A 22,588-nucleotide genomic window follows, 5' to 3' on the forward strand; every position below is an offset into this window, starting at 1 on the left:
AATTGTTCTTCGAACTTATTTCATATCATAAAACCATAGCCTTTTAGGCTATGGTTTTTTAGTTTAATGATTAGAAAGAAATTGTGTTTCTATTTTCTAAAATGGTATAATATAAAGAGAATAAGGGAGGTGGTAGTGAGTGATTGCCCAACTAGATACAAAAACGGTATATAGCTTCATGGAGAGTATGGTTTCAATCAAGAGATATGTCAACCTTGGGAAAGAATATGGCTATTCATCGCTTGGAATCATGGATGAAGACAATCTCTATGGAGCCTATTATTTCATCAAAGAATGCCAAAAACAGGGAATGCAACCTTTATTAGGTCTTGAGATGACAGTTTATCATAAAGAAGAAGTGCTCAATCTACGTTTTCTAGCCCTGTCAAACCTTGGATATCGCAACCTGATGAAGATATCTTCACGAAAAATGACAGGTAAAAAAGAATGGGCTGATTTTTCTTCCTACCTTGAAGATATTTGTGTCATTGTTCCTTACTATCCTGAAGTTGATTCCTTGGACTTAGGGCATGACTACTATATCGGAGTGTATCCAGATACACCTCAATTGAATGTTTCTCACCCCCTTCTCCCTCTTTATCGTGTTAACTCTTTCGAGTCTGAGGATTTAGAAGCTCTACAGATGCTTAAAGCGATTAAAGAAAACGTAACCTTGAGAGAGGTTGATGTTCAATCGCAACAGGACTTGTTTTTATCGGCTGACCGTCTTGAAAAGATTTGCCAAGAGAAGTTTCCAAACGCACTGGATAATCTTGCAAGATTGATTAAAGAAACTTCCTACGAAATTGATAGTAGTCTCAAACTTCCACGTTTCAATCCAGAGAGACCTGCTGTTGAAGAACTTCGGGAAAGAGCTATTCAGGGATTGGAGCAGAAAGGGTTATGGAATCAGGTTTATCAGGCTCGTTTAGAAGAAGAGTTATCAGTGATTCATGATATGGGATTTGATGATTATTTCTTGGTTGTTTGGGATCTCTTACGTTTTGGCCGTTCTCAAGGTTATTATATGGGAATGGGACGTGGTTCTGCTGTAGGGAGTCTTGTAGCCTATGCTTTGGATATTACAGGAATTGATCCTGTAGCTAAAAATCTAATCTTTGAACGCTTTCTAAATCGTGAACGTTATACCATGCCAGATATCGATATTGATATTCCAGATATCTATCGTCCAGAGTTTATTCGCTATATTCGTGACCGTTATGGTAGTATCCATGCTGCTCAGATTGTCACTTATTCAACTTTTGGAGCCAAGCAAGCCATCCGAGATATATTTAAACGTTATGGTGTTCCAGAGTATGAATTGACTGCCATTACCAAAAAAATTGGACCAAAGGATACTCTGACTGATGCCTATACTAAAAATCTTAGTTTTAGGCAGTTGATTCAAAGCAAAATAGAATATCAAAAGGCCTTTGAAATAGCTAAAAAAATAGAAGGCTATCCGAGACAAACTTCCATTCATGCTGCGGGTGTAGTTATTAGCGATAAAACCCTAACGGATTACATTCCACTTAAGTATGGTGAGGATATGCTGATTACTCAGTATGATGCTCATGGAGTCGAAGGCAATGGTCTTCTGAAGATGGATTTCTTGGGTCTACGAAATTTAACATTTGTTCAAAAAATGCAAGAGTTATTGCTTAAGACAAAAGGAGTATCCTTGAAGATTGAGGAGATTGACCTTGAAGACAAAGAAACTTTGGCTCTCTTTGCTGCAGGTAAAACAAAAGGGATCTTTCAATTTGAACAACCAGGAGCTATCCGTCTTCTTAAACGAGTGAAACCTGAGAACTTTGAAGAAGTGGTTGCTACAACTTCTTTAAATAGACCAGGAGCTAGCGATTATATTGACAACTTCGTTGCAAGAAAACATGGTAAGGAAAAAGTCACTGTACTTGATCCTGTTCTAGAAGATATTCTGGCACCAACCTATGGGATTATGCTCTATCAGGAGCAGGTAATGCAAGTAGCTCAGCGTTACGCTGGTTTTAGCCTAGGTAAGGCTGACATTTTGCGCCGGGCTATGGGGAAAAAGAATGCTGCTGAGATGCATCAGATGGAAGAAAGTTTCATTCAAGGTGCACTTAAAAAAGGTCATGCTGCTGAGCAAGCTCAGCAAGTATTTGCAGTTATGGAAAAATTTGCGGGCTACGGATTTAACCGTTCGCATGCTTATGCCTATGCAGCTCTGGCATTTCAACTTGCCTACTTTAAAACACATTTTCCAGCGATCTTCTATCAGGTCATGCTCAATTATGCTAGCGGAGATTATATTCTAGATGCGCTTGAAATGGGCTTTGAACTAGCTCCGCTTTCTATCAATACGGTTCCATATCAAGATAAACTAGCAGATAAGACAATTCATTTAGGACTTAAGAGTATTAAGGGAATGCCCCGTGATTTTGCCTACTGGATTATCGAGCATCGTCCATTTAGCAGTGTTGAAGATTTTATCACACGATTACCCAAAAATTATAAAAAGATTAGCCTCTTAAGCCCATTAGTGGAAGTAGGTCTTTTTGATGGATTTGAGAAAAATCGACAAAAAATCTTAACCAACCTACCAACTCTATTTATCTTTGTAGAGGAGTTAGGTAGCCTCTTTGCAGATTCTAGCTATAGTTGGGCAGAAGCAGATGATTACACTGAAATTGAGAAATTCCAAAAAGAGCAGGAATGGTTAGGTGTGGGGATCAGTCAGCATCCTTTAGTTGCTTTAGCTAAAAAAGCCATCTATCCTATCACTAGCTTATCTGACTTATCTGAGGGACAAACAGCTACAGTGCTCGTTGAGATTCTATCGATTCGTGTTATTCGAACAAAAAAAGGTGAAAATATGGCCTTTTTGAAAGTTAGTGACAGCAAAACAAAGCTAGAAGTGACTGTTTTTTCAGAGCGATATCGCCAATTGAGAGACTATCTACAAGAAGGAAAGTTTTACTATATGAATGGTAAGGCTCAATCTAGAGATGGAAAACTCCAGCTAGTATTGAATGATCTTAAAGAAGCAGTTCATGAACGATTTTGGATTCAGGTAGCTAATCATGATCATGATCAAGAAATTTATCATATTTTAAAAAAATATGAAGGCCAACTGCCAGTCGTAATTCGTTATGAAGAAGAGCAAAAAACAGTCCTTGCATCAGGCTATTTTGTCACTAAAGATATAGCTTTACAAGAATCTTTGAGTGGGATAGTTATGAAAACGATTTATCGGTAAAATTTACGGAAAATAGAAGAATTTTCATTTTAATTGTGATATAATCAGGGAGAATGTTAAAGGAAAAAGGAGCAAAAACCAAATGAAACGTATTGCTGTTTTAACAAGTGGGGGAGATGCCCCAGGTATGAATGCTGCTATTCGAGCGGTAGTTCGTCAAGCCCTTTCAGAAGGCATGGAAGTATTTGGTATCTATGATGGATATGCTGGTATGGTTGCTGGTAAAATTTCACCACTTGATGCTGCTTCAGTGGGAGACATCATTTCTCGTGGTGGTACTTTCTTGCACTCAGCTCGTTATCCTGAGTTTGCACAACTAGAAGGTCAACTTAAAGGAATTGAGCAATTGAAGAAACACGGAATTGAAGGTGTTGTTGTTATTGGTGGAGACGGTTCTTACCATGGTGCTATGCGCCTGACTGAGCATGGATTCCCTGCTATTGGACTTCCTGGAACAATCGATAACGATATCGTAGGTACTGACTTTACAATCGGATTTGACACTGCAGTAACAACTGCAATGGATGCAATCGATAAAATTCGTGATACATCATCAAGTCACCGTCGTACTTTCGTTGTTGAAGTAATGGGACGTAACGCAGGTGATATCGCTCTTTGGGCAGGTATTGCAACAGGTGCTGATGAAATCATCATCCCTGAAGAAGGCTTCAAATTTGAAGATATCGTAGCAAGCATCAAAGCTGGATATGAACACGGTAAAAAACACAACATTATCGTTTTAGCAGAAGGTGTCATGTCAGCAGCTGAATTTGGTCAAAAACTAAAAGAAGCTGGCGATACAAGTGACCTTCGTGTCACAGAACTTGGTCACATCCAACGTGGTGGATCACCAACTGCTCGTGACCGTGTCCTAGCGTCACGCATGGGAGCACACGCCGTTAAACTTCTTAAACAAGGAATCGGTGGAGTCGCTGTCGGTATTCGTAACGAGAAAATGGTTGAAAATCCAATTCTTGGAACAGCAGAAGAGGGAGCTTTGTTTAGCTTAACAGCTGACGGTAAGATTGTTGTCAATAACCCACATAAAGCAGATGTAGAACTATCTAACTTGAACAAGAGCTTGTCTTAATCCTACAAACAGTTAAATTAAAATACAATAAAGTTGTACTATATAAAGGAGTCTTATAAATATGAACAAACGTGTTAAAATCGTTGCTACATTAGGTCCTGCGGTAGAAATCCGTGGTGGGAAAAAATTCGGTGATGATGGATACTGGGGTGAAAAATTAGATGTTGAAGCATCAGCACAAAACATTGCTAAATTGATCCAAGCTGGTGCAAATACATTCCGTTTCAACTTCTCACACGGTGACCACCAAGAGCAAGGTGAGCGTATGGCTACTGTTAAACGTGCAGAAGAAATTGCTGGTCAAAAAGTTGGTTTCCTTCTTGACACAAAAGGACCTGAAATCCGTACTGAATTGTTCGAAGGTGATGCTAAAGAGTATTCATATGTAACTGGTGAAACAATCCGTGTTGCTACAAAACAAGGTATTAAATCAACTCGTGAAGTTATCGCTTTGAACGTTGCTGGTGGTCTTGACATCTTTGATGATGTTGAAGTAGGGCACCAAGTATTGGTAGATGATGGAAAATTGGGTCTTCGCGTTGTAGAAAAAGATGCTACTAACCGTGAATTTATAGTTGAAGTTGAAAATGTCGGAATCATCGCAAAACAAAAAGGTGTAAACATCCCTAACACTAAAATTCCTTTCCCAGCACTTGCTGATCGTGATAACGCTGATATCCGCTTTGGTCTTGAGCAAGGAATCAACTTCATCGCAATTTCATTTGTACGTACTGCAAAAGATGTCAACGAAGTCCGTGCAATCTGTGAAGAGACTGGCAACGGTCACGTTCAATTGTTCGCTAAAATCGAAAACCAACAAGGTATCGACAACTTGGATGAAATCATTGAAGCTGCTGATGGTATCATGATTGCTCGTGGTGACATGGGTATCGAAGTACCATTCGAAATGGTTCCAGTTTACCAAAAAATCATTATCACGAAAGTGAACGCAGCTGGTAAAGTCGTTATCACTGCAACAAACATGCTTGAAACAATGACTGAAAAACCTCGTGCTACTCGTTCAGAAGTATCAGACGTATTTAACGCTGTTATCGATGGAACAGACGCAACAATGCTTTCAGGTGAATCTGCAAACGGTAAATACCCACTTGAATCAGTTACAACAATGGCTACTATTGACAAGAATGCTCAAACACTTCTTAACGAATATGGTCGTTTGAACTCAGATTTGTTTGAACGTCACTCTAAGACTGAAGTTATGGCTTCTGCAGTTAAAGATGCAACAAGTTCAATGAACATTAAATTGATTGTAACCATTACTAAGACAGGTCACACAGCTCGTTTGATTTCTAAATATCGTCCTGATGCTGATATCTTAGCTATCACATTTGACGAATTGACACAACGTGGATTGATGTTGAACTGGGGTGTTATTCCTGTAACTACTGACCGTCCATCAAACACTGACGACATGTTTGATCTTGCTGAGAAAATTGCCGTTGAACAAGGTTTGGTTCAATCTGGTGATGATATGATTATTGTTGCAGGTGTGCCTCTTGGTGAAGCTGTTCGTACAAATACAATGCGTATCCGTACGGTACGTTAATAAAATAATTTAAAAACCTATCACATCAAGCCTTAGAGCTTGTATGATAGGTTTTTTTGATGTTAAAAAGTTTATTAGAAGTAGTAGATATGGAGACAATAAAAAAACTTTCTGGCAAAACCAGAAAGTATGAGAGGCATCTCCATGTGAGAAACTGGTTCACACAATTTCTCAAGGTCCGCTCCTGCGTTATGACCTCCTTATGCTCAATAGTAGCTCTCGCTACTTATCGACTCATCGCAGAGACTATTCTACTATAAGGGAGAGAAAATGTCAAGAAAAATCCGTCCCGTTATCAAGGGACGGATAAAAGATGCTAATTGCCGGGATCGAACCGGCGACCTCATCCTTACCATGGATGCGCTCTGCCTACTGAGCTAAATCAGCTTACCAAAAGAGTATACTACAGATTCAAATTTTTGTCAATATTGGCTTAGATTTACAAGAAATTAACTGATACTATGATAAAAAGCTTAAGGTTGATAAACCTTAAGCCACAATCACTTTATTGTAATTTCTCTCGTTTTTTGTCTGGATTCCAAACGAAGCTTGCAATAAAACTAAAAATAATTGTAAAGAACGCCACTAAGATAGCTAGGATTAGGGCAGGGATACGAATAAACCACCAGAGTGGGTTTGGTTTTTTATTGTTGTGCCACTCTTTTGTTTCCTCATCTAGGCGTTGAAACTCAGATTGGATGCGGTCTGCAACCATCTCAATTCCCTCATCATTCATCTTTTTGATGTCTGAGATGTCAATAGGATTTCCGAAATTCATATCAATTCGCTCGCGGCTGATAAGTCCTTTTAGAGTCATAGGACCAGTATAAGTAACCGGCATAATACGAACCTTAGCCATTTTCGCAATCAGAGCAACACCACCCTTAACGTCGTTGGAATGGCGACTACCACTTGGGAACATAATCAGTGAGCGATTGCTCTTTTTAAGGACATTGATTGGGTATTTGATAGCAGAGGCATTAGGATTTTCCCTATCAATAGGGAAGGCACCGCACATACGAATCCACCACCCAAAGATACGATTTGAAAAGAGTTCTTTTTTTGCCATAAAAACAAATTGTTTTGGTTTGGTTGCAAAAGCCATGTAGACGGGATCCCACCATGTACGATGTGGGGCCACAAGGATATAATTCTCATCCATACTTGGAATTTTTTCAGTATTGTGAAAGTGAGCATTTCCATTGATTGACCATAGAATCAACATAACCAACCCACGTAGATAGGTATAAAACATGATGTCTCCTTCAGTTTTCTTTCTTTTATTATACCTTATCATACTAGGACAGGCAAATGTTTTTTGTATAGTCTGAAAAGCTCTTTATATGAAATTAGAATTATTCAAAAAAAAATGATATGATAGAATTTATGGATAAAAATAAAATTATAGGCTTAAGCCAATCAGAAGTTAAAGATCGTCAGAAACAGGGACTAGTCAATGATTTTAAGGCTTCAGCTAGCACGAGTACTTGGCAGATAGTGAAGAGAAATGTCTTTACTTTATTCAATGCTTTAAATTTTGCCATTGCCCTAGCGCTCGCCTTTGTTCAAGCTTGGAGCAATCTAGTTTTCTTTGCAGTTATCTGTTTTAATGCTTTTTCTGGGATTGTAACCGAACTTCGTGCTAAACATATGGTTGATAAACTCAATCTCTTGAATAAAGAAAAGATTACGACAATTCGTGATGGACAAGAGATAGCTTTGGATCCTGAAGAACTTGTTTTAGACGATGTGATTCGCTTGTCAGCAGGAGATCAGATTCCAAGTGATGCCATGGTCTTAGAAGGTTTTGCTGAAGTCAACGAAGCCATGTTAACGGGTGAAAGTGACTTGGTCCAAAAGGAAGTTGAAGACTTAATGATGTCAGGTAGCTTTCTTGTCAGTGGTTCCGTCTTTGCCAAGGTCAAACATGTGGGGGCGGACAACTACGCAGCTAAGCTCATGCTTGAAGCCAAAACGGTGAAGCCAATCAACTCACGTATCATGAAATCGCTAGACCAACTAGCCGGCTTTACTGGGAAAATCATTATTCCTTTTGGAATTGCTCTCTTGCTTGAAGCCTTGGTCTTAAAAGGTTTGCCACTGAAATCTTCTGTAGTCAATTCATCTACAGCTCTTTTGGGAATGCTGCCTAAAGGAATTGCGCTCTTGACTATCACCTCTCTCTTAACCGCTGTTATCAAGCTTGGTTTGAAAAAGGTCTTGGTACAGGAGATGTACTCAGTTGAGACATTGGCGCGTGTAGATATGCTCTGTCTGGATAAGACAGGGACCATCACTCAAGGAAAAATGAAGGTTGATTCACTGTTACCTTTGACAGAAGTTTATGATGAGCAGTCTATTGTTGCCATCTTAACTAGCTATATGGCTCACAGTGAAGACAAAAATCCTACTGCTCAAGCTATCCGTCATCGATTCCAAGGGCAAGCTAGTTACTCAATTTCATCAAGTGTTCCATTTTCTAGCGACCGTAAGTGGGGAGCTATGGAGATGGAGGGGCTTGGGACTATTTTCCTTGGTGCCCCTGAAATGTTGCTAGATAAGGAAGTAGTAGAAGCTAGAGCAGCCTTAGAACGCGGCTCACGTGTCTTAGTTTTGGCTCTTAGTCAAGAAAAATTAGACTATCAGAGACCTAAACGACCAGAATCAATCTTGGCATTGGCGCTTCTAGAAATTTTGGATCCTATCCGTGAAGGAGCTGCAGAAACACTTGATTACTTACGAACGCAACAAGTAGGGCTGAAAATTATCTCTGGCGATAATCCGGTTACTGTATCAAGTATTGCGCAGAAAGCTGGGTTTGTAGATTACCAAAGTTATGTAGATTGTTCAAAAATTTCAGATGAAGAATTGATTGCTATAGCAGTAGAAACAGCTATTTTTGGCCGTGTGTCTCCACATCAGAAGAAATTGATCATCCAAACTCTGAAAAAAGCAGGATATACTACAGCAATGACAGGGGATGGTGTTAATGATATCCTAGCTCTCCGTGAGGCAGACTGTTCCATTGTTATGGCTGAAGGGGACCCAGCAACTCGTCAGATTGCAAATCTGGTCCTCTTGAATTCAGATTTCAATGATGTTCCTGAGATTCTCTTCGAAGGTCGTCGTGTGGTCAATAATATTGCCCACATTGCTCCGATTTTCTTGATTAAGACAATCTATTCATTCTTGCTAGCAGTTATCTGTATTGCCAGTGCTTTGTTGGGACGTACTGAATGGATTTTGATTTTCCCATTCATTCCGATTCAGATAACTATGATTGACCAGTTTGTGGAAGGATTCCCACCGTTTGTATTAACTTTTGAACGAAATATCAAACCTGTGGAACAAAACTTTCTCAGAAAATCCATGCTTCGAGCTTTACCAAGTGCCTTGATGGTAGTCTTTAGTGTTCTCTTTGTTAAAATTTTTGGAACCAGTCAAGACTGGACAGCCATTGAAATTTCGACACTTTTGTATTATCTATTGGCATCGATTGGTTTCATGTCTGTAGTTAGAGCTTGCTTGCCATTTAGCCTGTGGCGTGTGTTATTGATTATTTGGTCAATTGGAGGTTTCCTTGGAACAGCTCTATTCCCAAGAATCCAAAAGTTGCTTGAAATTTCAACACTTACAGGTCAAACATTTCCTATCTATGGCATAATGATGCTCGTCTTTATTGTGATTTTCATACTGACAAGTCGTTATCAAGTTAAAAGATAAAGAAAGACTGCAATCCATGATTGCGGTCTTTTTTAGGTGCAGGATTGCCAGATAAAATATGGTATAATAAAGGGAAATAGAGTTTTTGAAAGTGAGAGAAGATGATTTCAAAGAGATTAGAAACAGTTGCTTCTTTTGTTCCCCAAGGAGCTGTTTTGCTGGACGTCGGTAGCGACCATGCTTATTTACCTATTGAATTAGTTGAAAAAGGTCATATTGAAGCTGCCATCGCGGGTGAAGTTGTAGAGGGTCCCTATCAATCTGCAGTTAGAAATGTTGAAAGTCATGGATTAGCTAATAAAATTCAGGTTCGTTTAGCAAATGGTTTGGCTGCTTTCGAAGAAAGTGACCAGGTCTCTGTTATCACTATTGCAGGAATGGGTGGTCGTTTGATTGCAACGATATTAGAAGAGGGTTTGGATAAACTAGCCAATGTTGAGCGATTGATTCTTCAACCTAATAATCGTGAAGATGAGTTACGTAGTTGGTTACAAGAGCATGGATTTCAGATTGTAGCTGAAAGTATTTTAGAGGAAGCTGGAAAATTTTACGAGATTCTAGTTGTGGAAGCTGGAGAAATGAAATTATCAGCAAGTGACACCCGTTTTGGTCCTTTTCTATCTAAAGAACTTAGCCCCGTATTTGTCCAAAAGTGGCGAAGAGAAGCAAGTAAGCTCGAATTTGCCCTTAGTCAAATCCCAGAAAAAAATCATGAAGAACGTCAAGTTTTAGTAGATAAAATTCAAGCCATCAAGGAGGTGCTCCATGAAAGCAAGTGAAGTAATTAAGCGTTATGAAACCTATTGTCCTCAAGAATTTTCTATGGAAAGCGATAATCGTGGACTGCAGATTGGAACTTTGGACAAGGACATCCAAAAAGTCATGGTTGCCCTTGATATACGTGAAGATACAGTGGCAGAAGCTATTGAAAAGGGTGTAGATTTGATTATCGTTAAGCACGCGCCTATCTTCCGTCCGATAAAGGACTTGGTAGCTAGTCGCCCTCAAAATCAGATTTATATTGATCTTATCAAGCATGATATTGCAGTCTACGTCAGCCATACTAACATTGATATCGTTGAAAATGGCCTCAACGACTGGTTCTGCCAGATGTTAGGTGTTGAGGATACAACTTATCTGCAGGAAACAGGTCCTGAACGTGGCATCGGGCGTATTGGCAATATTAGACCTCAAACATTTGAAGAATTTGCTAGTCATCTTAAGGAAGTATTTGGTCTAGATAGCCTTCGTATGGTGTATTATAAAGAGACTGATTTGCAAAAAACAATCTCAAGAGTAGCTATTTGTGGCGGCAGTGGGCAGTCTTTCTACTATGATGCTTTAGCAAAAGGAGCAGATGTCTATATCACTGGAGATATCTATTATCATACAGCTCAGGATATGTTGTCAGACGGTTTGTTGGCTCTGGATCCAGGCCACTATATTGAAGTTCTCTTTGTTGAAAAAATTGCAGAGTTCCTGAATGAATGGAAGGAAGAGAATGCTTGGTCTCTAGAGGTTATCGCAAGTCAAGCGTCCACCAATCCATTCCATCATATCTAGTTAGAAGGTATAGACAATGAAAAAAGTAGCCATTGTTGGAGCAGGTATTGTAGGGGCGACAACTGCCTATTATCTCTCTAAAGAAGCTGATGTAGAAGTGACTGTCTATGATCATGGGCTTGGGCAGGCAACAAAGGCAGCAGCTGGTATTATCAGTCCCTGGTTTTCTAAACGACGCAATAAAGTTTGGTACAAGATGGCGCGTTTGGGAGCAGACTTCTATATCGATTTGTTGAATGATTTACAAGAGTCTGGACAGGAGGTTGATTTTTATCAACGCTCGGGAGTCTTTCTCTTGAAAAAATATGAATCTAAGTTGGAAGAACTCTATAAACTAGCCTTGCAACGTAAAGATGAATCTCCCTTGATTGGGGAATTAGCCATTTTAGATCAAGCGACTGCAAGTAACTTATTTCCTGGTCTAGAGGGATTTGAGAGATTACTTTATGCTTCTGGAGGAGCTCGAGTAGATGGACAACTCTTGGTGACTCGCTTGCTAGAAGCTAGTCAGGTTAAGGTGATTAAAGATAGGGTGACTATAATACCTGTATCTTCAGGTTATCAGATTAAAAATCAGATATTTGACCAAGTTGTTCTTGCGACAGGAGCATGGTTGGGAGATATACTAGAACCTTTAGGTTATGAGGTGGATGTTCGCCCACAAAAAGGTCAACTCCGAGATTACCAAGTGCCACAAGACATGGGAGCTTACCCTGTAGTTATGCCGGAAGGTGAGTGGGATTTGATACCATTTCCTGGAGGTAAGTTATCTCTAGGAGCTACCCATGAAAATGACATGGGATTTGACCTAACAGTTGATGAGAATTTGCTCCAACAAATGGCTGAAGCAGCAAGTTCGTTTTATCCTAGCTTAAAAGATGCAATGATAAGTGGTGAACGTGTGGGGATTCGTGCTTATACGAGTGATTTTTCGCCGTTTTTCGGACAAGTGCCAAACTTGTCAGGAGTATTTGTTGCGAGTGGATTAGGATCGTCAGGATTGACAACTGGACCCATTATAGGTTATCACCTAGCCCAAATGCTTCAAGGGAAAAGTGGAGTCTTGGATCCAGCGGATTATCCGACTGAAAGATATATTAAAGAGAAATAATCGTAAACTTTTTACCTAGTTTTTACGATAGGATTAGGATAGTAAATGACTTTCCCTATCAAAAATGGTAAAATGAAAAAAATAATTCAAGAATAGAGGAAAAAGATGAAAGAAAAGATTTTAGTTACAGGTGGAGCTGGCTATATCGGAACTCATACAGTAGTTGAATTGGTTGAAGCTGGCCACCAGGTTGTTGTAGTGGATAACCTATCTAATAGTAATCGTAAAAGCCTTGAAGTGGTAGAAAGAATCACAGGAGTTGAGATTCCTTTTTATGAAGCTGATATCCGTGATACAGATACACTTCGTGACATTTTCAAACATGAAGAGCCAACAGGTGTGATTCATTTTGCTGGTTTGAAGGCAGTTGGTGAGTCAACTCGTATCCCTCTTGCCTACTATGATAACAATATTGCCGGTACAGTTAGCCTTTTGAAGGCAATGGAAGAAAATAACTGCAAAAATATTATTTTCAGTTCATCAGCAACAGTTTATGGAGATCCACATACTGTTCCAATCCTAGAAGATTTCCCACTTTCAACTACCAACCCTTATGGCCGTACCAAGCTTATGCTGGAAGAAATCTTGACAGATATCCATAAAGCAGATTCAGAGTGGAACGTTGTCTTACTTCGTTACTTCAACCCAATTGGGGCGCATGAGAGTGGTGACCTAGGAGAGAATCCAAACGGCATTCCAAATAACCTTCTACCGTATGTAACACAAGTCGCAGTTGGTAAGTTAGAACAAGTTCAAGTCTTCGGAGATGACTACGATACTGAAGATGGAACAGGTGTTCGTGACTATATCCACGTCGTTGACCTAGCAAAAGGACACGTTGCCGCCCTTAAGAAGCTTCAAAAAGACTCTGGACTCAATGTGTATAACCTTGGTACTGGAAAAGGATACTCAGTTCTTGGAATTATCCAAAATATGGAAAAAGCTGTTGGGCGCCCAATTCCATACCGTATCGTTGAACGTCGCCCTGGTGATATTGCAGCCTGCTACTCAGACCCAGCAAAAGCTAAGGAAGAACTCGGATGGGAAGCAGGCCTTGGTATTACAGAAATGTGTGAAGATGCATGGCGTTGGCAGAGCAAACATCCAAATGGATTTGAAGATTAAACATAAAGTTATATATAAAAAAGAGGAAGAATTTCCTCTTTTTTAACGGTCATTAGAAAGCAATAACTAGAAAGCCTTATAGTTTTTAAAATGTTTATACAATAAATAAAAATAGAATAAAATAAGTCTTTAAAAAGACTATAATTTTCTAGAAAAATATGCTAAACTAGAGAGAGTGGAATAAAATAATTGGGTATCCCAAATAATTACTTTTAATCTTTGATCAGAGCACGTGTTGGGCAATTTTTAACAGCCTCTAGAACGTCATTACTAGTGGGAATCTCTTTTTCCAATTGATCAGGGTCATCGTAAAAGCGTACTATGCCATTATCATGATAATCAAATAGTTCTGAATAAGTTTGGCAAAGTCCACATGCAATACAGCGTTCAGGTATAAGTGTGATTTTCATATTTATATTGTAATAAGAAAATAGAAAAAACACAAGGAGTAAGGTATGGAAAAAGAACCATGGCAAGAAGATATTTATGAGGAAAACAAGGAAGAGTCGAGAAGTGAGCGCCATTCTAGAAGTGGAAAGTGGGCTTTTCTTACAGCGAATAACATTTTAACAACCCTGGCTATCATTTTCTTTATTGTTGTTATAGGTATGATTATTGTTTTAGTATACCTATCTTCGGGTGGAAGTGATAGAACATCAGCTTTGAAGGATTTTTATGATTCTGCAAATCCTAAAGTTGAAGAAGTAACTACTGTAACGACAGCAACGACTGAAACGACTACAGTAGCTACTACTGAGTCCGACGAACAACAAAATACTACAGAGGCTCATACAGATCCTGAAGGTACAATTACTGTATTGGCAGGAGAAGGTGAAGCAGCAATTGCAGCTAGAGCTGGAATTTCTATTGCACAACTAGAAGCTTTGAACCCTTCACATATGTCAACAGGTTCATGGTTTGCAAATCCTGGTGATGTCCTTAAGATAAGATAGGAGCAACTATGAAAACAATTCAGATTGCGATTGATGGTCCAGCTTCAAGTGGTAAAAGTACTGTTGCGAAAATTATCGCTAAAGACTTCGGTTATACTTATCTCGATACGGGTGCTATGTATCGTGCAGCGACATATTTAGCTTTACAACATCAAATCAGTCATGATCAAAGTTCTCAACTTCTTGAATTATTGGATCGATATCCAATTAGCTTTGGACGTTCTGAAAGTGGCGAACAATTGGTTTTTCTTGGAGATGTTGATGTTAGTCATCCTATTAGGGAAAATGCTGTGACCAATGCAGTATCATCTTTTGCAGCGATACCAGCTATTCGAGAGAAGCTTGTTGCTCTTCAACAAGAGATTGCTCAACAAGGTGGCATTGTTATGGATGGCCGCGATATTGGTACGGTAGTGTTACCTAAGGCTGAATTAAAGATATTTCTTGTAGCTTCTGTGGATGAGCGAGCAGAGCGTCGGTACAAGGAAAATCTTTCAAAAGGAATTGAAACTGATTTAGAAACTTTAAAGGAAGAGATTGCAGCGCGTGATTATAAAGATAGTCATCGAGAAACTTCTCCCTTGAAGCAAGCAGAAGATGCTATCTACTTAGATACAACAGGACTTACTATTTTAGAAGTTGTTGACAAAATCAAAGCAGAAGCACAGAAATATTTATAAGAATAACTTAAAACCGATTAACCACTTTTTGGGCTAATCGGTTTTTCATGATTATTTGTCAAAAAAGGTATTTTAAGGTATAATAGTTGCTGTTAATGAAAATTTGACAATCAAATAATCATCATTATTTTAAGGAGATAACATGAGTCAACTACCAAATTGCCCAAAATGTAATTCAGAATATGTATATGAAGATGGAGCACTTCTTATCTGCCCAGAATGTGCTTATGAATGGAATCCTGCTGAACAAGTTGAAGCAGAAGAAGGTATTGTTGCTATCGATGCAAATGGTAATAAATTAGCTGATGGAGATACAGTTACCTTGATTAAGGACCTTAAGGTCAAAGGGGCGCCAAAAGACCTCAAAAAAGGAACTCGTGTGAAAAATATCCGTATTGTAGAGGGTGACCATAACATCGATTGTAAGATTGATGGTTTTGGTGCTATGAAGCTTAAATCAGAATTTGTGAAGAAGATTTAATCATGATTAAAAATGAAAAAGTAATATTTTATAGTCGTATCTTTTTATTTATAGCAGCCTTTCTTGGTGTTTATTTGGAAATTACTAAGCATGGTGGTTTTGGCATGTTACTCTACTATACAGTCCTTTCTAACCTTTTGGTCACACTTTTTACAGGCTATCTTTTGATAAAGATGCGTAGTGGCGGTGATAGTTGGCAGAGTTCTGGGATTCTACGTCTCAAAGGTGGTGTCACCATGAGTATTATGATTACTTGTGTCATCTATCATTTCATGCTAGCTCCCTTGACGACAGATTTTTACCGTTTGGAAAACTTCCTTTGCCATTATATTGTCCCACTCTGGTTTTTAGCGGATACAATTATTTTTGATAAGAGTCGTCAATATAAGCTAGTTGATCCCATGCTTTGGACTAGCCTTCCATTGCTTTATATGATTTTTGCCCTTTTAAACGGCTTTGTTATAAAGATGGATGTCCCTAATGCTAAGGATAGTCCCTTCCCTTATTTCTTTTTGAATGCTACCAAACATGGTTGGGGCTTTGTCTTTAGATGGGCAGCCACTATCTTTGTTGCCTACATGGTTTCAGGATATCTCTTTTATTTTGTCAAAAGCATTAAAAAAACTAAGAAATAAAAGTACCCAATGTGGGTGCTTTTTTGTTATAGAGATAATTGTACCCGGACAAATCGATTTATTTTATCTTGTTATGAAGTCTTTTATACCTTACAATAAAATTGTAGCTACCAATACAACTATTGAGGATGAAAAAAATGACTGAAAATCGTTATGAATTAAATAAAAATTTGGCACAGATGCTTAAAGGTGGCGTCATCATGGATGTTCAAAACCCTGAACAAGCAAGAATTGCTGAGGCTGCAGGTGCGGCAGCAGTTATGGCCTTGGAACGAATTCCAGCTGACATTCGTGCTGCTGGTGGTGTCTCTCGCATGAGTGATCCAAAGATGATTAAGGAAATCCAAGAAGCGGTCAGCATTCCAGTTATGGCTAAGGTTCGAATTGGGCATTTTGTTGAAGCTCAGATTTTAGAAGCTATCGAGATTGACTATATTGATGAGAGCGAAGTTCTGTCTCCAGCTGACGATCGTTTCCATGTGGACAAGAAAGAATTTCAAGTTCCTTTTGTTTGTGGTGCTAAAGACCTAGGAGAAGCCTTGCGTCGTATCGCTGAAGGTGCTTCAATGATTCGTACAAAAGGAGAACCTGGAACAGGAGATATCGTTCAAGCTGTTCGCCATATGCGTATGATGAATCAAGAAATTCGCCGCATTCAAAACCTCCGTGAGGACGAGTTATATGTTGCTGCAAAAGAACTCCAAGTACCTGTAGAATTAGTTCAATATGTCCACGAAAATGGAAAATTACCAGTTGTCAACTTTGCAGCTGGAGGGGTTGCAACACCAGCGGACGCTGCTCTTATGATGCAGCTAGGTGCAGAAGGTGTGTTTGTTGGCTCAGGGATTTTCAAGTCAGGTGATCCTATTAAACGTGCGTCAGCAATTGTCAAGGCTGTTACCAATTATCAGAATCCTCAAATTCTGGCTCAAATCTCTGAAGATTTAGGAGAAGCCATGGTAGGTATCAACGAGAACGAGATCCAAATTCTCATGGCGGAGCGAGGAAAATAGATGAAAATCGGAATCTTGGCCTTGCAAGGTGCCTTTGTAGAACACGAGAAAATGCTTGCTCAACTAGGAGTTGAAAGTATTGAACTGCGAAACCTAGAAGATTTTCAGCAACATCGAAGTGAGCTATCAGGTTTGATTTTGCCAGGAGGTGAGTCTACAACTATGGGAAAATTGCTGCGAGATCAGCAAATGTTGACTCCCTTAAGAGAGGCTATTCTCAATGGTTTACCGGTTTTTGGAACCTGTGCTGGTTTGATCTTGCTAGCGAGACAAATTACTTCTCAGGAAGAAAGTCATCTAGCGACGATGGATATCCTAGTAGAGCGTAATGCCTATGGACGTCAGTTAGGAAGTTTTTATACAGAAGCTGACTGCAAGGGGGTTGGCAACATTCCCACGACCTTTATCCGAGGCCCTATTATTCGTGAAGTTGGTAAAGATGTTGATGTTCTAGCAGTAGTGCATGATCAAATCGTTGCAGCACGAGAAAAGAATATGCTAGTGACCTCATTTCATCCGGAATTGACAACCGATGTTCGCTTACACCAGTACTTTATCGATATGTGTAAATAGAAAAAGAGAGTAGGACCGAAATCGGTAATTCGTTTGAATTCGATTTCGTCGTCCTACCTCCGCACAGCTGAGTAGGGCTGTAAAAGCTGATGAAATCAGCGTAGAAGAGCCCACTCAACCACTGCGTCTTGCTCGACAATCCAAAGACAATTGAGAGGCTAGAACTTTTGTCCCAGCCTCTTTTTTACATGTAATAAACAATAGCGATATATTGCAAAGCTGATGCTGCTAAGATAAACATATGCCAAATCATGTGGAAGTATGGTTTTTTCTTAGCATAAAAACCAGCTCCAACTGTGTAACAGAGTCCACCAGATACCATGAGGCTCCAGAAGATAGGAGTTGTCTGGCTGATGATTGCTGGTAAGATAGCCAAAACGAGCCATCCCATGATGAGATAGAGAATGAGACTAAATTTTTCATTAACTTTCTTGGCAAAGATTTTATAGAGGATGCCAAAGATGGTTGTTCCCCACTGAATGGCGATAATGAGATATCCAAACCAGTTATTCATCAGAGTCAAAACGACGGGAGTATAAGAACCTGCAATTGCAACATAAATCATGGAATGGTCAATAATGCGTAGGACATACTTGTGAGTCGAACCATAAGCCATCGAATGATAAATAGTTGATGATAAGAACATGAGAAAGAGGCTAATAACGAAAATTGAAACACCAATGGATGATAAAAATCCGTGAACTTCATAACTGTAAGTTGATGAAATGGGAAGTAAGATGAGCATCACCAATGCACCGACAGCGTGAGTGACACTGTTGGCAATTTCTTCTCCAAAACTAAGGCGTTTACTAAGTTTGAGACTAGTATTCATTTATTTACTCCTTTTCAGATTCTGTGTAAACGAGTGCTAGTGTTTGATGATAGAGTTTGACTGTTTGACAACTTGCTTGGATAATAGGATTGTCTGGGTCAATGTCTTCGTTCATATAATCCACAAAAGCATTGTAGAGTTCTTCTGAATTAGCATCTGTGTGTAGGGTATTTAAGGTTTGAGCAATTTCTTGGATCGAAAAAACGGACTTAAGAGTTGTAATAGCAATCAAACGGGCGATTTGTTTGCGTTGGTATTTTTTCTTTTCAGGTTTTGTCAGATAGCTGTGTTTGACATAGTTATTGACCATAGAAGCTGTCAAACCTTTCTCTTTATCGGGAGAAACTGGGGGACAGATTTGATTGACATAGAGTAGAACCTGGTCCAGATAGAGATTGATATTTGGAATTTCTTCCCATTTTGGATAGGAAAAAGTAGTTTTCATTTCCAACTCCTTTTATCTAGTTTTCATAACTAGATTATAAAATAATAGAAATTATAAGTCAAGTCTCAAGTGCTTGTAGAAAGAAATAAATTATGCTATGATGAGAGAAAATAGTATGAAACGAGGATAGATGATGGAGATTCGCTTAGCCTTTCCAAACGAAGTTGATGCAATTATGCAAGTGATTGAGGAAGCCAAGAAATGCTTGGCAGATGCTGGGAGTACCCAGTGGCAAAATGGCTACCCAAATACGGAGACGATTATTGACGATATTATCTCTGGTCAAGCCTATGTAGCTTTGGAAGAAGGAGAGCTCTTAGCCTATGCAGCAGTTACCAAGAGCCCAGAAAAAGCTTATGAAGCCATTTATGATGGCAACTGGGAAGGAAAAGAGGCAGAATACTTAGTATTTCACCGTATTGCAGTTGCTAGTGATGTGCAAGGCAAAGGTGTTGCTCAGACCTTCTTGGAAGGCTTGATTGAAGGCTTTGATTACCTAGATTTTCGTTCTGATACACACGATCAAAATAAAGTCATGCAACATATTTTTGAGAAGCTTGGTTTTAAACAAGTTGGGAAAGTTCCTGTAGACGGGGAACGCTTGGCCTATCAGAAAGTAAAATCAAATGTCTAAAATGTATGTAAAGATGCTGTATAGTTCTCCGATTGGTATCTTATCTCTGGTAGCTGATAACCATTATCTGTTTGGGATATGGGTCGAAGAAGAGAGCGATTTTGAGAGAGAATTACCTGAAAAAGCTGTAACTGTCGTTGAAGGTCATCCCATTTTAAATCAAATTATTTCCTATTTAGATACCTATTTTAAGGGGCAAGATCCGGACTTGTCTGAATTGCCCTTAGCTCCTATCGGAAGTAACTTTGAAAAAAGAGTTTGGAACTATTTGCGTGGAATTCCTTTTGGTAAGACTGTTACTTATGGACAAATAGCCAAGGACTTGCAGGTAGCTTCTGCTCAAGCAGTCGGAGGAGCAGTAGGTCGAAATCCCTGGTCTATCCTTGTACCCTGTCATCGCGTGCTAGGTGCTGGAGGTCGTCTGACAGGCTATGCTTGGGGACTCGAAAAGAAGGCTTGGCTCTTGAAACATGAAGGTGCAGCATTTAAAGAGAAGAAAGAAAAAGAATAGAAAGAGAAGAAAATGTTAGAATTTATCGAATACCCAAAATGTACAACTTGTAAAAAAGCAAAGAAAGAATTAGATCAACTCGGACTAGAATATAAGGACGTTCATATAGTAGAAGAAACACCAAGTGAAACGGTGATTTTAAACTGGTTAGAAACTTCAGGATTTGAATTAAAACAGTTCTTCAATACGAGTGGAATAAAATATCGTGAGCTTGGTTTGAAAGATAAGGTTGGAACTTTATCTAATAAAGAAGCAGCTAAACTCTTAGCTAGTGATGGAATGTTGTTAAAACGACCAATTCTTGTGAAAGATGGACGAATTCAGCAGATTGGCTACCGTAAAGAATACGAAGAGTTAGCATTAAAATAGATTTTACTTATCTACTTGATAGATAAAATATATAAGCTCCCACTTTTAAAGTATGATAAACTAGAAGATAGATGAAGTCTGATATGCTCGTAGCAAATATTTTTAATTAGAGCATAAGTATGATAGAATGAATCATTATCTTGAGAGGATGTTTCTATGAATGTTACAACGATTTTAGCATCTGATTGGTATCAAAATTTGATGCAATATATCCCGGATGGCAAACTGTTTAGTTGGCGTTCTGTTTTTGATGGGATTCCAAGAATTCTACAGCAATTACCTACAACATTGATGTTAACAGTATTTGGTGCCTTTTTTGGAATCATGCTAGCCCTGGTCTTTGCTATTGTGAAAATCAACCGAGTTCGATTTATATACCCAGTACAAGCCTTTTTTGTTAGTTTCCTAAAAGGAACTCCAATTTTAGTTCAACTGATGTTGACCTATTACGGAATTCCATTAGCTCTGAAAGCATTGAATCAACAATGGGGAACTTCTCTAAACATTAATGCCATTCCAGCGGCAACATTTGCGATTGTGGCTTTTGCTTTTAATGAAGCAGCCTATGCCAGCGAAACTCTCCGTGCGGCAATTCTTTCTGTAAATTCAGGTGAGATTGAAGCCGCTCGTAGTCTTGGTATGACACGTGTACAAGTTTATCGTCGAGTCATTATTCCAAATGCAGCGGTAGTAGCGACTCCAACCTTGATTAACTCCTTGATTGGCTTGACCAAGGGAACTTCTCTAGCCTTTAGTGCAGGTGTTGTAGAAATCTTTGCTCAAGCTCAGATTTTGGGTGGTGCAGACTATCGCTACTTTGAACGCTTTATCTCAGTTGCCCTTGTATACTGGGTGGTAAATATCGCTATTGAAAATCTTGGTCGCTTTATTGAAAGAAAAATGGCTATTTCCGCGCCAGATACTATCGAAACAGATGTGAAAGGAGAGCTTCGCTAATGATTAAAATTTCAAATTTAAGCAAGTCCTTTTCAGGTCAAACCGTTTTAGATCATCTGAATTTAGATATTCAAAAAGGAGAGGTTGTTGCCTTGATTGGTTCTTCAGGGGCTGGGAAATCAACCTTTCTCCGTAGTCTCAATTATCTAGAAACTCCTGATAGCGGAAGTATTCAGATTGATGACTTTAAAGTCGATTTTTCTCAAATTACTCAAGAGGAAATTCTGGCTCTTCGTCGTAAACTGTCCATGGTTTTCCAACAATTCAATTTGTTTGAACGCAGAACAGCTCTTGATAATGTCAAGGAAGGCTTGATTGTCGTTAAAAAACTATCAGACGAAGAAGCAACTAAGATTGCTAAAGAAGAGTTGGCTAAGGTTGGGCTTTCTGATCGTGAACAGCATTATCCACGTCACTTGTCAGGGGGACAAAAGCAACGGGTCGCAATAGCGCGTGCTCTAGCCATGAAACCAGATGTCTTGCTCTTGGATGAACCAACTTCAGCCCTTGATCCAGAATTGGTTGGGGAGGTAGAAAGATCGATTGCCAATGCTGCAAGATCAGGTCAAACCATGATTTTGGTTAGTCACGATATGTCTTTTGTTGCTCAGGTTGCTGATAAGGTGTTATTCTTGGATAAAGGAAAGATTATTGAATCTGGAACACCGGATGAGATTATCAACCATCCTAAAGAAGAACGAACAAAAGAGTTTTTTGCTAGTTACAAACGGACCTATATTTGATATAATAGAAGATAAGAAAAACTCAGTTGGCTAAGCTAACTGGGTTTGCTCTTTAAAAATATAAGAAATGAGTGAGAGCATGCTACTACAAATATTCACTTTGTATATAGAGAGCCTACTTTTAACCATGTTGGTCATCTTAATTGTATTGGGACTTTGGATTGGGTTGAGAGCTTTATCCGGTGTGGATAAGACAGCTAAGGCACGTCAAGCCCACCTCTTTGATATGATGATGATTGGTGTATTAACAACTCCTGTGCTATCCTTTGCAACGATGAGTCTATTGTTAGTAATCAAGGCATAATACTTGTATAATTGAAGTTATTTAGATAGAATAAAAAT

Annotated in this window: 24 protein-coding genes and 1 tRNA gene; 20 read left to right on the plus strand and 5 right to left on the minus strand. The window is 39.0% G+C overall.

Annotated elements, in window-relative coordinates; genetic code table 11:
• Positions 1–139 precede the first annotated feature (139 nt).
• The 3 genes from FN031_RS00780 (at position 140) to pyk (ending at position 5,898) form a co-directional block, all read left to right on the plus strand.
• On the plus strand, positions 140–3,241 hold the full coding sequence (locus FN031_RS00780; RefSeq protein WP_142556770.1) for a DNA polymerase III subunit alpha: 3,102 nt from the start codon (positions 140–142) through the stop codon (positions 3,239–3,241).
• Between the two features lie 82 nt (positions 3,242–3,323).
• Positions 3,324–4,331, plus strand: coding sequence for a 6-phosphofructokinase (gene pfkA / locus FN031_RS00785; RefSeq protein WP_142556772.1), 1,008 nt, complete (start codon positions 3,324–3,326; stop codon positions 4,329–4,331).
• A gap of 61 nt (positions 4,332–4,392) precedes the next feature.
• Positions 4,393–5,898, plus strand: coding sequence for a pyruvate kinase (gene pyk / locus FN031_RS00790; protein ID WP_142556774.1), 1,506 nt, complete (start codon positions 4,393–4,395; stop codon positions 5,896–5,898).
• Positions 5,899–6,212: 314 nt separating this feature from the next.
• Here the strand turns inward: pyk and FN031_RS00795 are convergent.
• A tRNA-Thr gene (locus FN031_RS00795) sits at positions 6,213–6,285 on the minus strand.
• 118 nt (positions 6,286–6,403) lie between these two features.
• Positions 6,404–7,153 carry a lysophospholipid acyltransferase family protein gene (locus FN031_RS00800; protein ID WP_312847905.1) on the minus strand — a complete coding sequence of 250 codons (750 nt, stop codon included), beginning with the start codon at positions 7,151–7,153 and terminating at the stop codon, positions 6,404–6,406.
• Between the two features lie 119 nt (positions 7,154–7,272).
• On the opposite strand from FN031_RS00800, the gene FN031_RS00805 reads away from it, so the two are divergent.
• From FN031_RS00805 to galE, 5 genes are all read left to right on the plus strand, one after another.
• Positions 7,273–9,621 (plus strand): cation-translocating P-type ATPase, encoded by a 2,349-nt coding sequence (locus FN031_RS00805; protein WP_398575105.1) that lies wholly within the window; start codon positions 7,273–7,275, stop codon positions 9,619–9,621.
• A gap of 101 nt (positions 9,622–9,722) precedes the next feature.
• Positions 9,723–10,400, plus strand: coding sequence for a tRNA (adenine(22)-N(1))-methyltransferase (locus FN031_RS00810; RefSeq protein ID WP_142556780.1), 678 nt, complete (start codon positions 9,723–9,725; stop codon positions 10,398–10,400).
• Positions 10,387–11,184, plus strand: a complete 798-nt coding sequence (locus FN031_RS00815) for a Nif3-like dinuclear metal center hexameric protein (RefSeq protein ID WP_142556782.1) — start codon at positions 10,387–10,389, stop codon at positions 11,182–11,184. The genes FN031_RS00810 and FN031_RS00815 overlap by 14 nt, the downstream gene beginning before the upstream one ends.
• Positions 11,185–11,200: 16 nt before the next feature.
• Positions 11,201–12,295: an NAD(P)/FAD-dependent oxidoreductase gene (locus FN031_RS00820; RefSeq protein WP_142556784.1), complete on the plus strand. Its 1,095-nt coding sequence runs from the start codon at positions 11,201–11,203 to the stop codon at positions 12,293–12,295.
• 105 nt (positions 12,296–12,400) lie between these two features.
• Entirely contained in the window at positions 12,401–13,420 is a 1,020-nt protein-coding gene (gene galE / locus FN031_RS00825; protein WP_142556786.1) for a UDP-glucose 4-epimerase GalE, read from the plus strand.
• Positions 13,421–13,632: 212 nt separating this feature from the next.
• Here galE and FN031_RS00830 read toward each other — a convergent pair whose 3' ends face one another.
• Positions 13,633–13,830 (minus strand): ferredoxin, encoded by a 198-nt coding sequence (locus FN031_RS00830; protein ID WP_075567870.1) that lies wholly within the window; start codon positions 13,828–13,830, stop codon positions 13,633–13,635.
• A 45-nt stretch (positions 13,831–13,875) separates the two neighbouring features.
• On the opposite strand from FN031_RS00830, the gene FN031_RS00835 reads away from it, so the two are divergent.
• The 6 genes from FN031_RS00835 (at position 13,876) to pdxT (ending at position 17,755) form a co-directional block, all read left to right on the plus strand.
• Positions 13,876–14,373, plus strand: a complete 498-nt coding sequence (locus FN031_RS00835; protein ID WP_142556788.1) for an SAG1386/EF1546 family surface-associated protein — start codon at positions 13,876–13,878, stop codon at positions 14,371–14,373.
• An 8-nt stretch (positions 14,374–14,381) separates the two neighbouring features.
• The gene (gene cmk / locus FN031_RS00840; RefSeq protein ID WP_142556790.1) at positions 14,382–15,053 is read left to right on the plus strand and encodes a (d)CMP kinase; all 672 of its coding nucleotides are present in this window, start codon (positions 14,382–14,384) and stop codon (positions 15,051–15,053) included.
• Positions 15,054–15,195: 142 nt separating this feature from the next.
• Positions 15,196–15,534, plus strand: a complete 339-nt coding sequence (locus FN031_RS00845; protein ID WP_142556792.1) for a zinc ribbon domain-containing protein YjdM — start codon at positions 15,196–15,198, stop codon at positions 15,532–15,534.
• 2 nt (positions 15,535–15,536) lie between these two features.
• Positions 15,537–16,169: a Pr6Pr family membrane protein gene (locus FN031_RS00850; RefSeq protein ID WP_142556794.1), complete on the plus strand. Its 633-nt coding sequence runs from the start codon at positions 15,537–15,539 to the stop codon at positions 16,167–16,169.
• A gap of 137 nt (positions 16,170–16,306) precedes the next feature.
• Entirely contained in the window at positions 16,307–17,182 is an 876-nt protein-coding gene (pdxS, locus tag FN031_RS00855) for a pyridoxal 5'-phosphate synthase lyase subunit PdxS (protein ID WP_142556796.1), read from the plus strand.
• On the plus strand, positions 17,183–17,755 hold the full coding sequence (gene pdxT / locus FN031_RS00860) for a pyridoxal 5'-phosphate synthase glutaminase subunit PdxT (RefSeq protein WP_142556798.1): 573 nt from the start codon (positions 17,183–17,185) through the stop codon (positions 17,753–17,755).
• Positions 17,756–17,939: 184 nt separating this feature from the next.
• Here pdxT and trhA read toward each other — a convergent pair whose 3' ends face one another.
• Together trhA and FN031_RS00870 are read right to left on the minus strand one after the other, a co-directional pair.
• On the minus strand, positions 17,940–18,587 hold the full coding sequence (gene trhA, locus FN031_RS00865; protein WP_142556800.1) for a PAQR family membrane homeostasis protein TrhA: 648 nt from the start codon (positions 18,585–18,587) through the stop codon (positions 17,940–17,942).
• A 4-nt stretch (positions 18,588–18,591) separates the two neighbouring features.
• Positions 18,592–19,032 carry a DUF1836 domain-containing protein gene (locus FN031_RS00870; protein WP_142556802.1) on the minus strand — a complete coding sequence of 147 codons (441 nt, stop codon included), beginning with the start codon at positions 19,030–19,032 and terminating at the stop codon, positions 18,592–18,594.
• Positions 19,033–19,165: 133 nt separating this feature from the next.
• Between FN031_RS00870 and FN031_RS00875 the strand changes: the two genes are divergently transcribed.
• The 6 genes from FN031_RS00875 (at position 19,166) to FN031_RS00900 (ending at position 22,550) form a co-directional block, all read left to right on the plus strand.
• Positions 19,166–19,666, plus strand: coding sequence for a GNAT family N-acetyltransferase (locus FN031_RS00875; protein WP_142558575.1), 501 nt, complete (start codon positions 19,166–19,168; stop codon positions 19,664–19,666).
• Positions 19,659–20,177: a methylated-DNA--[protein]-cysteine S-methyltransferase gene (locus tag FN031_RS00880; protein ID WP_142556804.1), complete on the plus strand. Its 519-nt coding sequence runs from the start codon at positions 19,659–19,661 to the stop codon at positions 20,175–20,177. Before FN031_RS00875 ends, FN031_RS00880 begins: the two co-directional genes overlap by 8 nt.
• 12 nt (positions 20,178–20,189) lie before the next feature.
• On the plus strand, positions 20,190–20,546 hold the full coding sequence (locus FN031_RS00885; protein WP_142556807.1) for a Spx/MgsR family RNA polymerase-binding regulatory protein: 357 nt from the start codon (positions 20,190–20,192) through the stop codon (positions 20,544–20,546).
• Between the two features lie 156 nt (positions 20,547–20,702).
• A complete protein-coding gene (locus tag FN031_RS00890; RefSeq protein WP_142556809.1) occupies positions 20,703–21,503 on the plus strand; it encodes an amino acid ABC transporter permease in 801 nt (266 codons plus the stop codon).
• Entirely contained in the window at positions 21,503–22,246 is a 744-nt protein-coding gene (locus tag FN031_RS00895; protein ID WP_142556811.1) for an amino acid ABC transporter ATP-binding protein, read from the plus strand. The genes FN031_RS00890 and FN031_RS00895 overlap by 1 nt, the downstream gene beginning before the upstream one ends.
• A gap of 79 nt (positions 22,247–22,325) precedes the next feature.
• The gene (locus tag FN031_RS00900; RefSeq protein ID WP_142556813.1) at positions 22,326–22,550 is read left to right on the plus strand and encodes a DUF4059 family protein; all 225 of its coding nucleotides are present in this window, start codon (positions 22,326–22,328) and stop codon (positions 22,548–22,550) included.
• The last annotated feature ends 38 nt before the right edge of the window (positions 22,551–22,588 follow it).

The sequence above is a fragment of the Streptococcus mitis genome, assembly GCF_902159415.1.
GTDB classification, from domain to species: Bacteria; Bacillota; Bacilli; order Lactobacillales; family Streptococcaceae; genus Streptococcus; species Streptococcus mitis_BG.

Excerpts from the sequence above, each read along its gene's own strand:
- pfkA (WP_142556772.1), top strand. The coding sequence starts at position 3,324 with ATGAAACGTATTGCTGTTTTAACAAGTGGGGGAGATGCCCCAGGTATG.
- pyk (WP_142556774.1), top strand. The coding sequence starts at position 4,393 with ATGAACAAACGTGTTAAAATCGTTGCTACATTAGGTCCTGCGGTAGAA.
- FN031_RS00800 (WP_312847905.1), bottom strand. The coding sequence starts at position 7,153 with ATGTTTTATACCTATCTACGTGGGTTGGTTATGTTGATTCTATGGTCA.
- FN031_RS00805 (WP_398575105.1), top strand. The coding sequence starts at position 7,273 with ATGATAGAATTTATGGATAAAAATAAAATTATAGGCTTAAGCCAATCA.
- FN031_RS00810 (WP_142556780.1), top strand. The coding sequence starts at position 9,723 with ATGATTTCAAAGAGATTAGAAACAGTTGCTTCTTTTGTTCCCCAAGGA.
- FN031_RS00815 (WP_142556782.1), top strand. The coding sequence starts at position 10,387 with ATGAAAGCAAGTGAAGTAATTAAGCGTTATGAAACCTATTGTCCTCAA.
- FN031_RS00820 (WP_142556784.1), top strand. The coding sequence starts at position 11,201 with ATGAAAAAAGTAGCCATTGTTGGAGCAGGTATTGTAGGGGCGACAACT.
- galE (WP_142556786.1), top strand. The coding sequence starts at position 12,401 with ATGAAAGAAAAGATTTTAGTTACAGGTGGAGCTGGCTATATCGGAACT.
- FN031_RS00830 (WP_075567870.1), bottom strand. The coding sequence starts at position 13,830 with ATGAAAATCACACTTATACCTGAACGCTGTATTGCATGTGGACTTTGC.
- FN031_RS00835 (WP_142556788.1), top strand. The coding sequence starts at position 13,876 with ATGGAAAAAGAACCATGGCAAGAAGATATTTATGAGGAAAACAAGGAA.
- cmk (WP_142556790.1), top strand. The coding sequence starts at position 14,382 with ATGAAAACAATTCAGATTGCGATTGATGGTCCAGCTTCAAGTGGTAAA.
- FN031_RS00845 (WP_142556792.1), top strand. The coding sequence starts at position 15,196 with ATGAGTCAACTACCAAATTGCCCAAAATGTAATTCAGAATATGTATAT.
- FN031_RS00850 (WP_142556794.1), top strand. The coding sequence starts at position 15,537 with ATGATTAAAAATGAAAAAGTAATATTTTATAGTCGTATCTTTTTATTT.
- pdxS (WP_142556796.1), top strand. The coding sequence starts at position 16,307 with ATGACTGAAAATCGTTATGAATTAAATAAAAATTTGGCACAGATGCTT.
- pdxT (WP_142556798.1), top strand. The coding sequence starts at position 17,183 with ATGAAAATCGGAATCTTGGCCTTGCAAGGTGCCTTTGTAGAACACGAG.
- trhA (WP_142556800.1), bottom strand. The coding sequence starts at position 18,587 with ATGAATACTAGTCTCAAACTTAGTAAACGCCTTAGTTTTGGAGAAGAA.
- FN031_RS00870 (WP_142556802.1), bottom strand. The coding sequence starts at position 19,032 with ATGAAAACTACTTTTTCCTATCCAAAATGGGAAGAAATTCCAAATATC.
- FN031_RS00875 (WP_142558575.1), top strand. The coding sequence starts at position 19,166 with ATGGAGATTCGCTTAGCCTTTCCAAACGAAGTTGATGCAATTATGCAA.
- FN031_RS00880 (WP_142556804.1), top strand. The coding sequence starts at position 19,659 with ATGTCTAAAATGTATGTAAAGATGCTGTATAGTTCTCCGATTGGTATC.
- FN031_RS00885 (WP_142556807.1), top strand. The coding sequence starts at position 20,190 with ATGTTAGAATTTATCGAATACCCAAAATGTACAACTTGTAAAAAAGCA.
- FN031_RS00890 (WP_142556809.1), top strand. The coding sequence starts at position 20,703 with ATGAATGTTACAACGATTTTAGCATCTGATTGGTATCAAAATTTGATG.
- FN031_RS00895 (WP_142556811.1), top strand. The coding sequence starts at position 21,503 with ATGATTAAAATTTCAAATTTAAGCAAGTCCTTTTCAGGTCAAACCGTT.
- FN031_RS00900 (WP_142556813.1), top strand. The coding sequence starts at position 22,326 with ATGCTACTACAAATATTCACTTTGTATATAGAGAGCCTACTTTTAACC.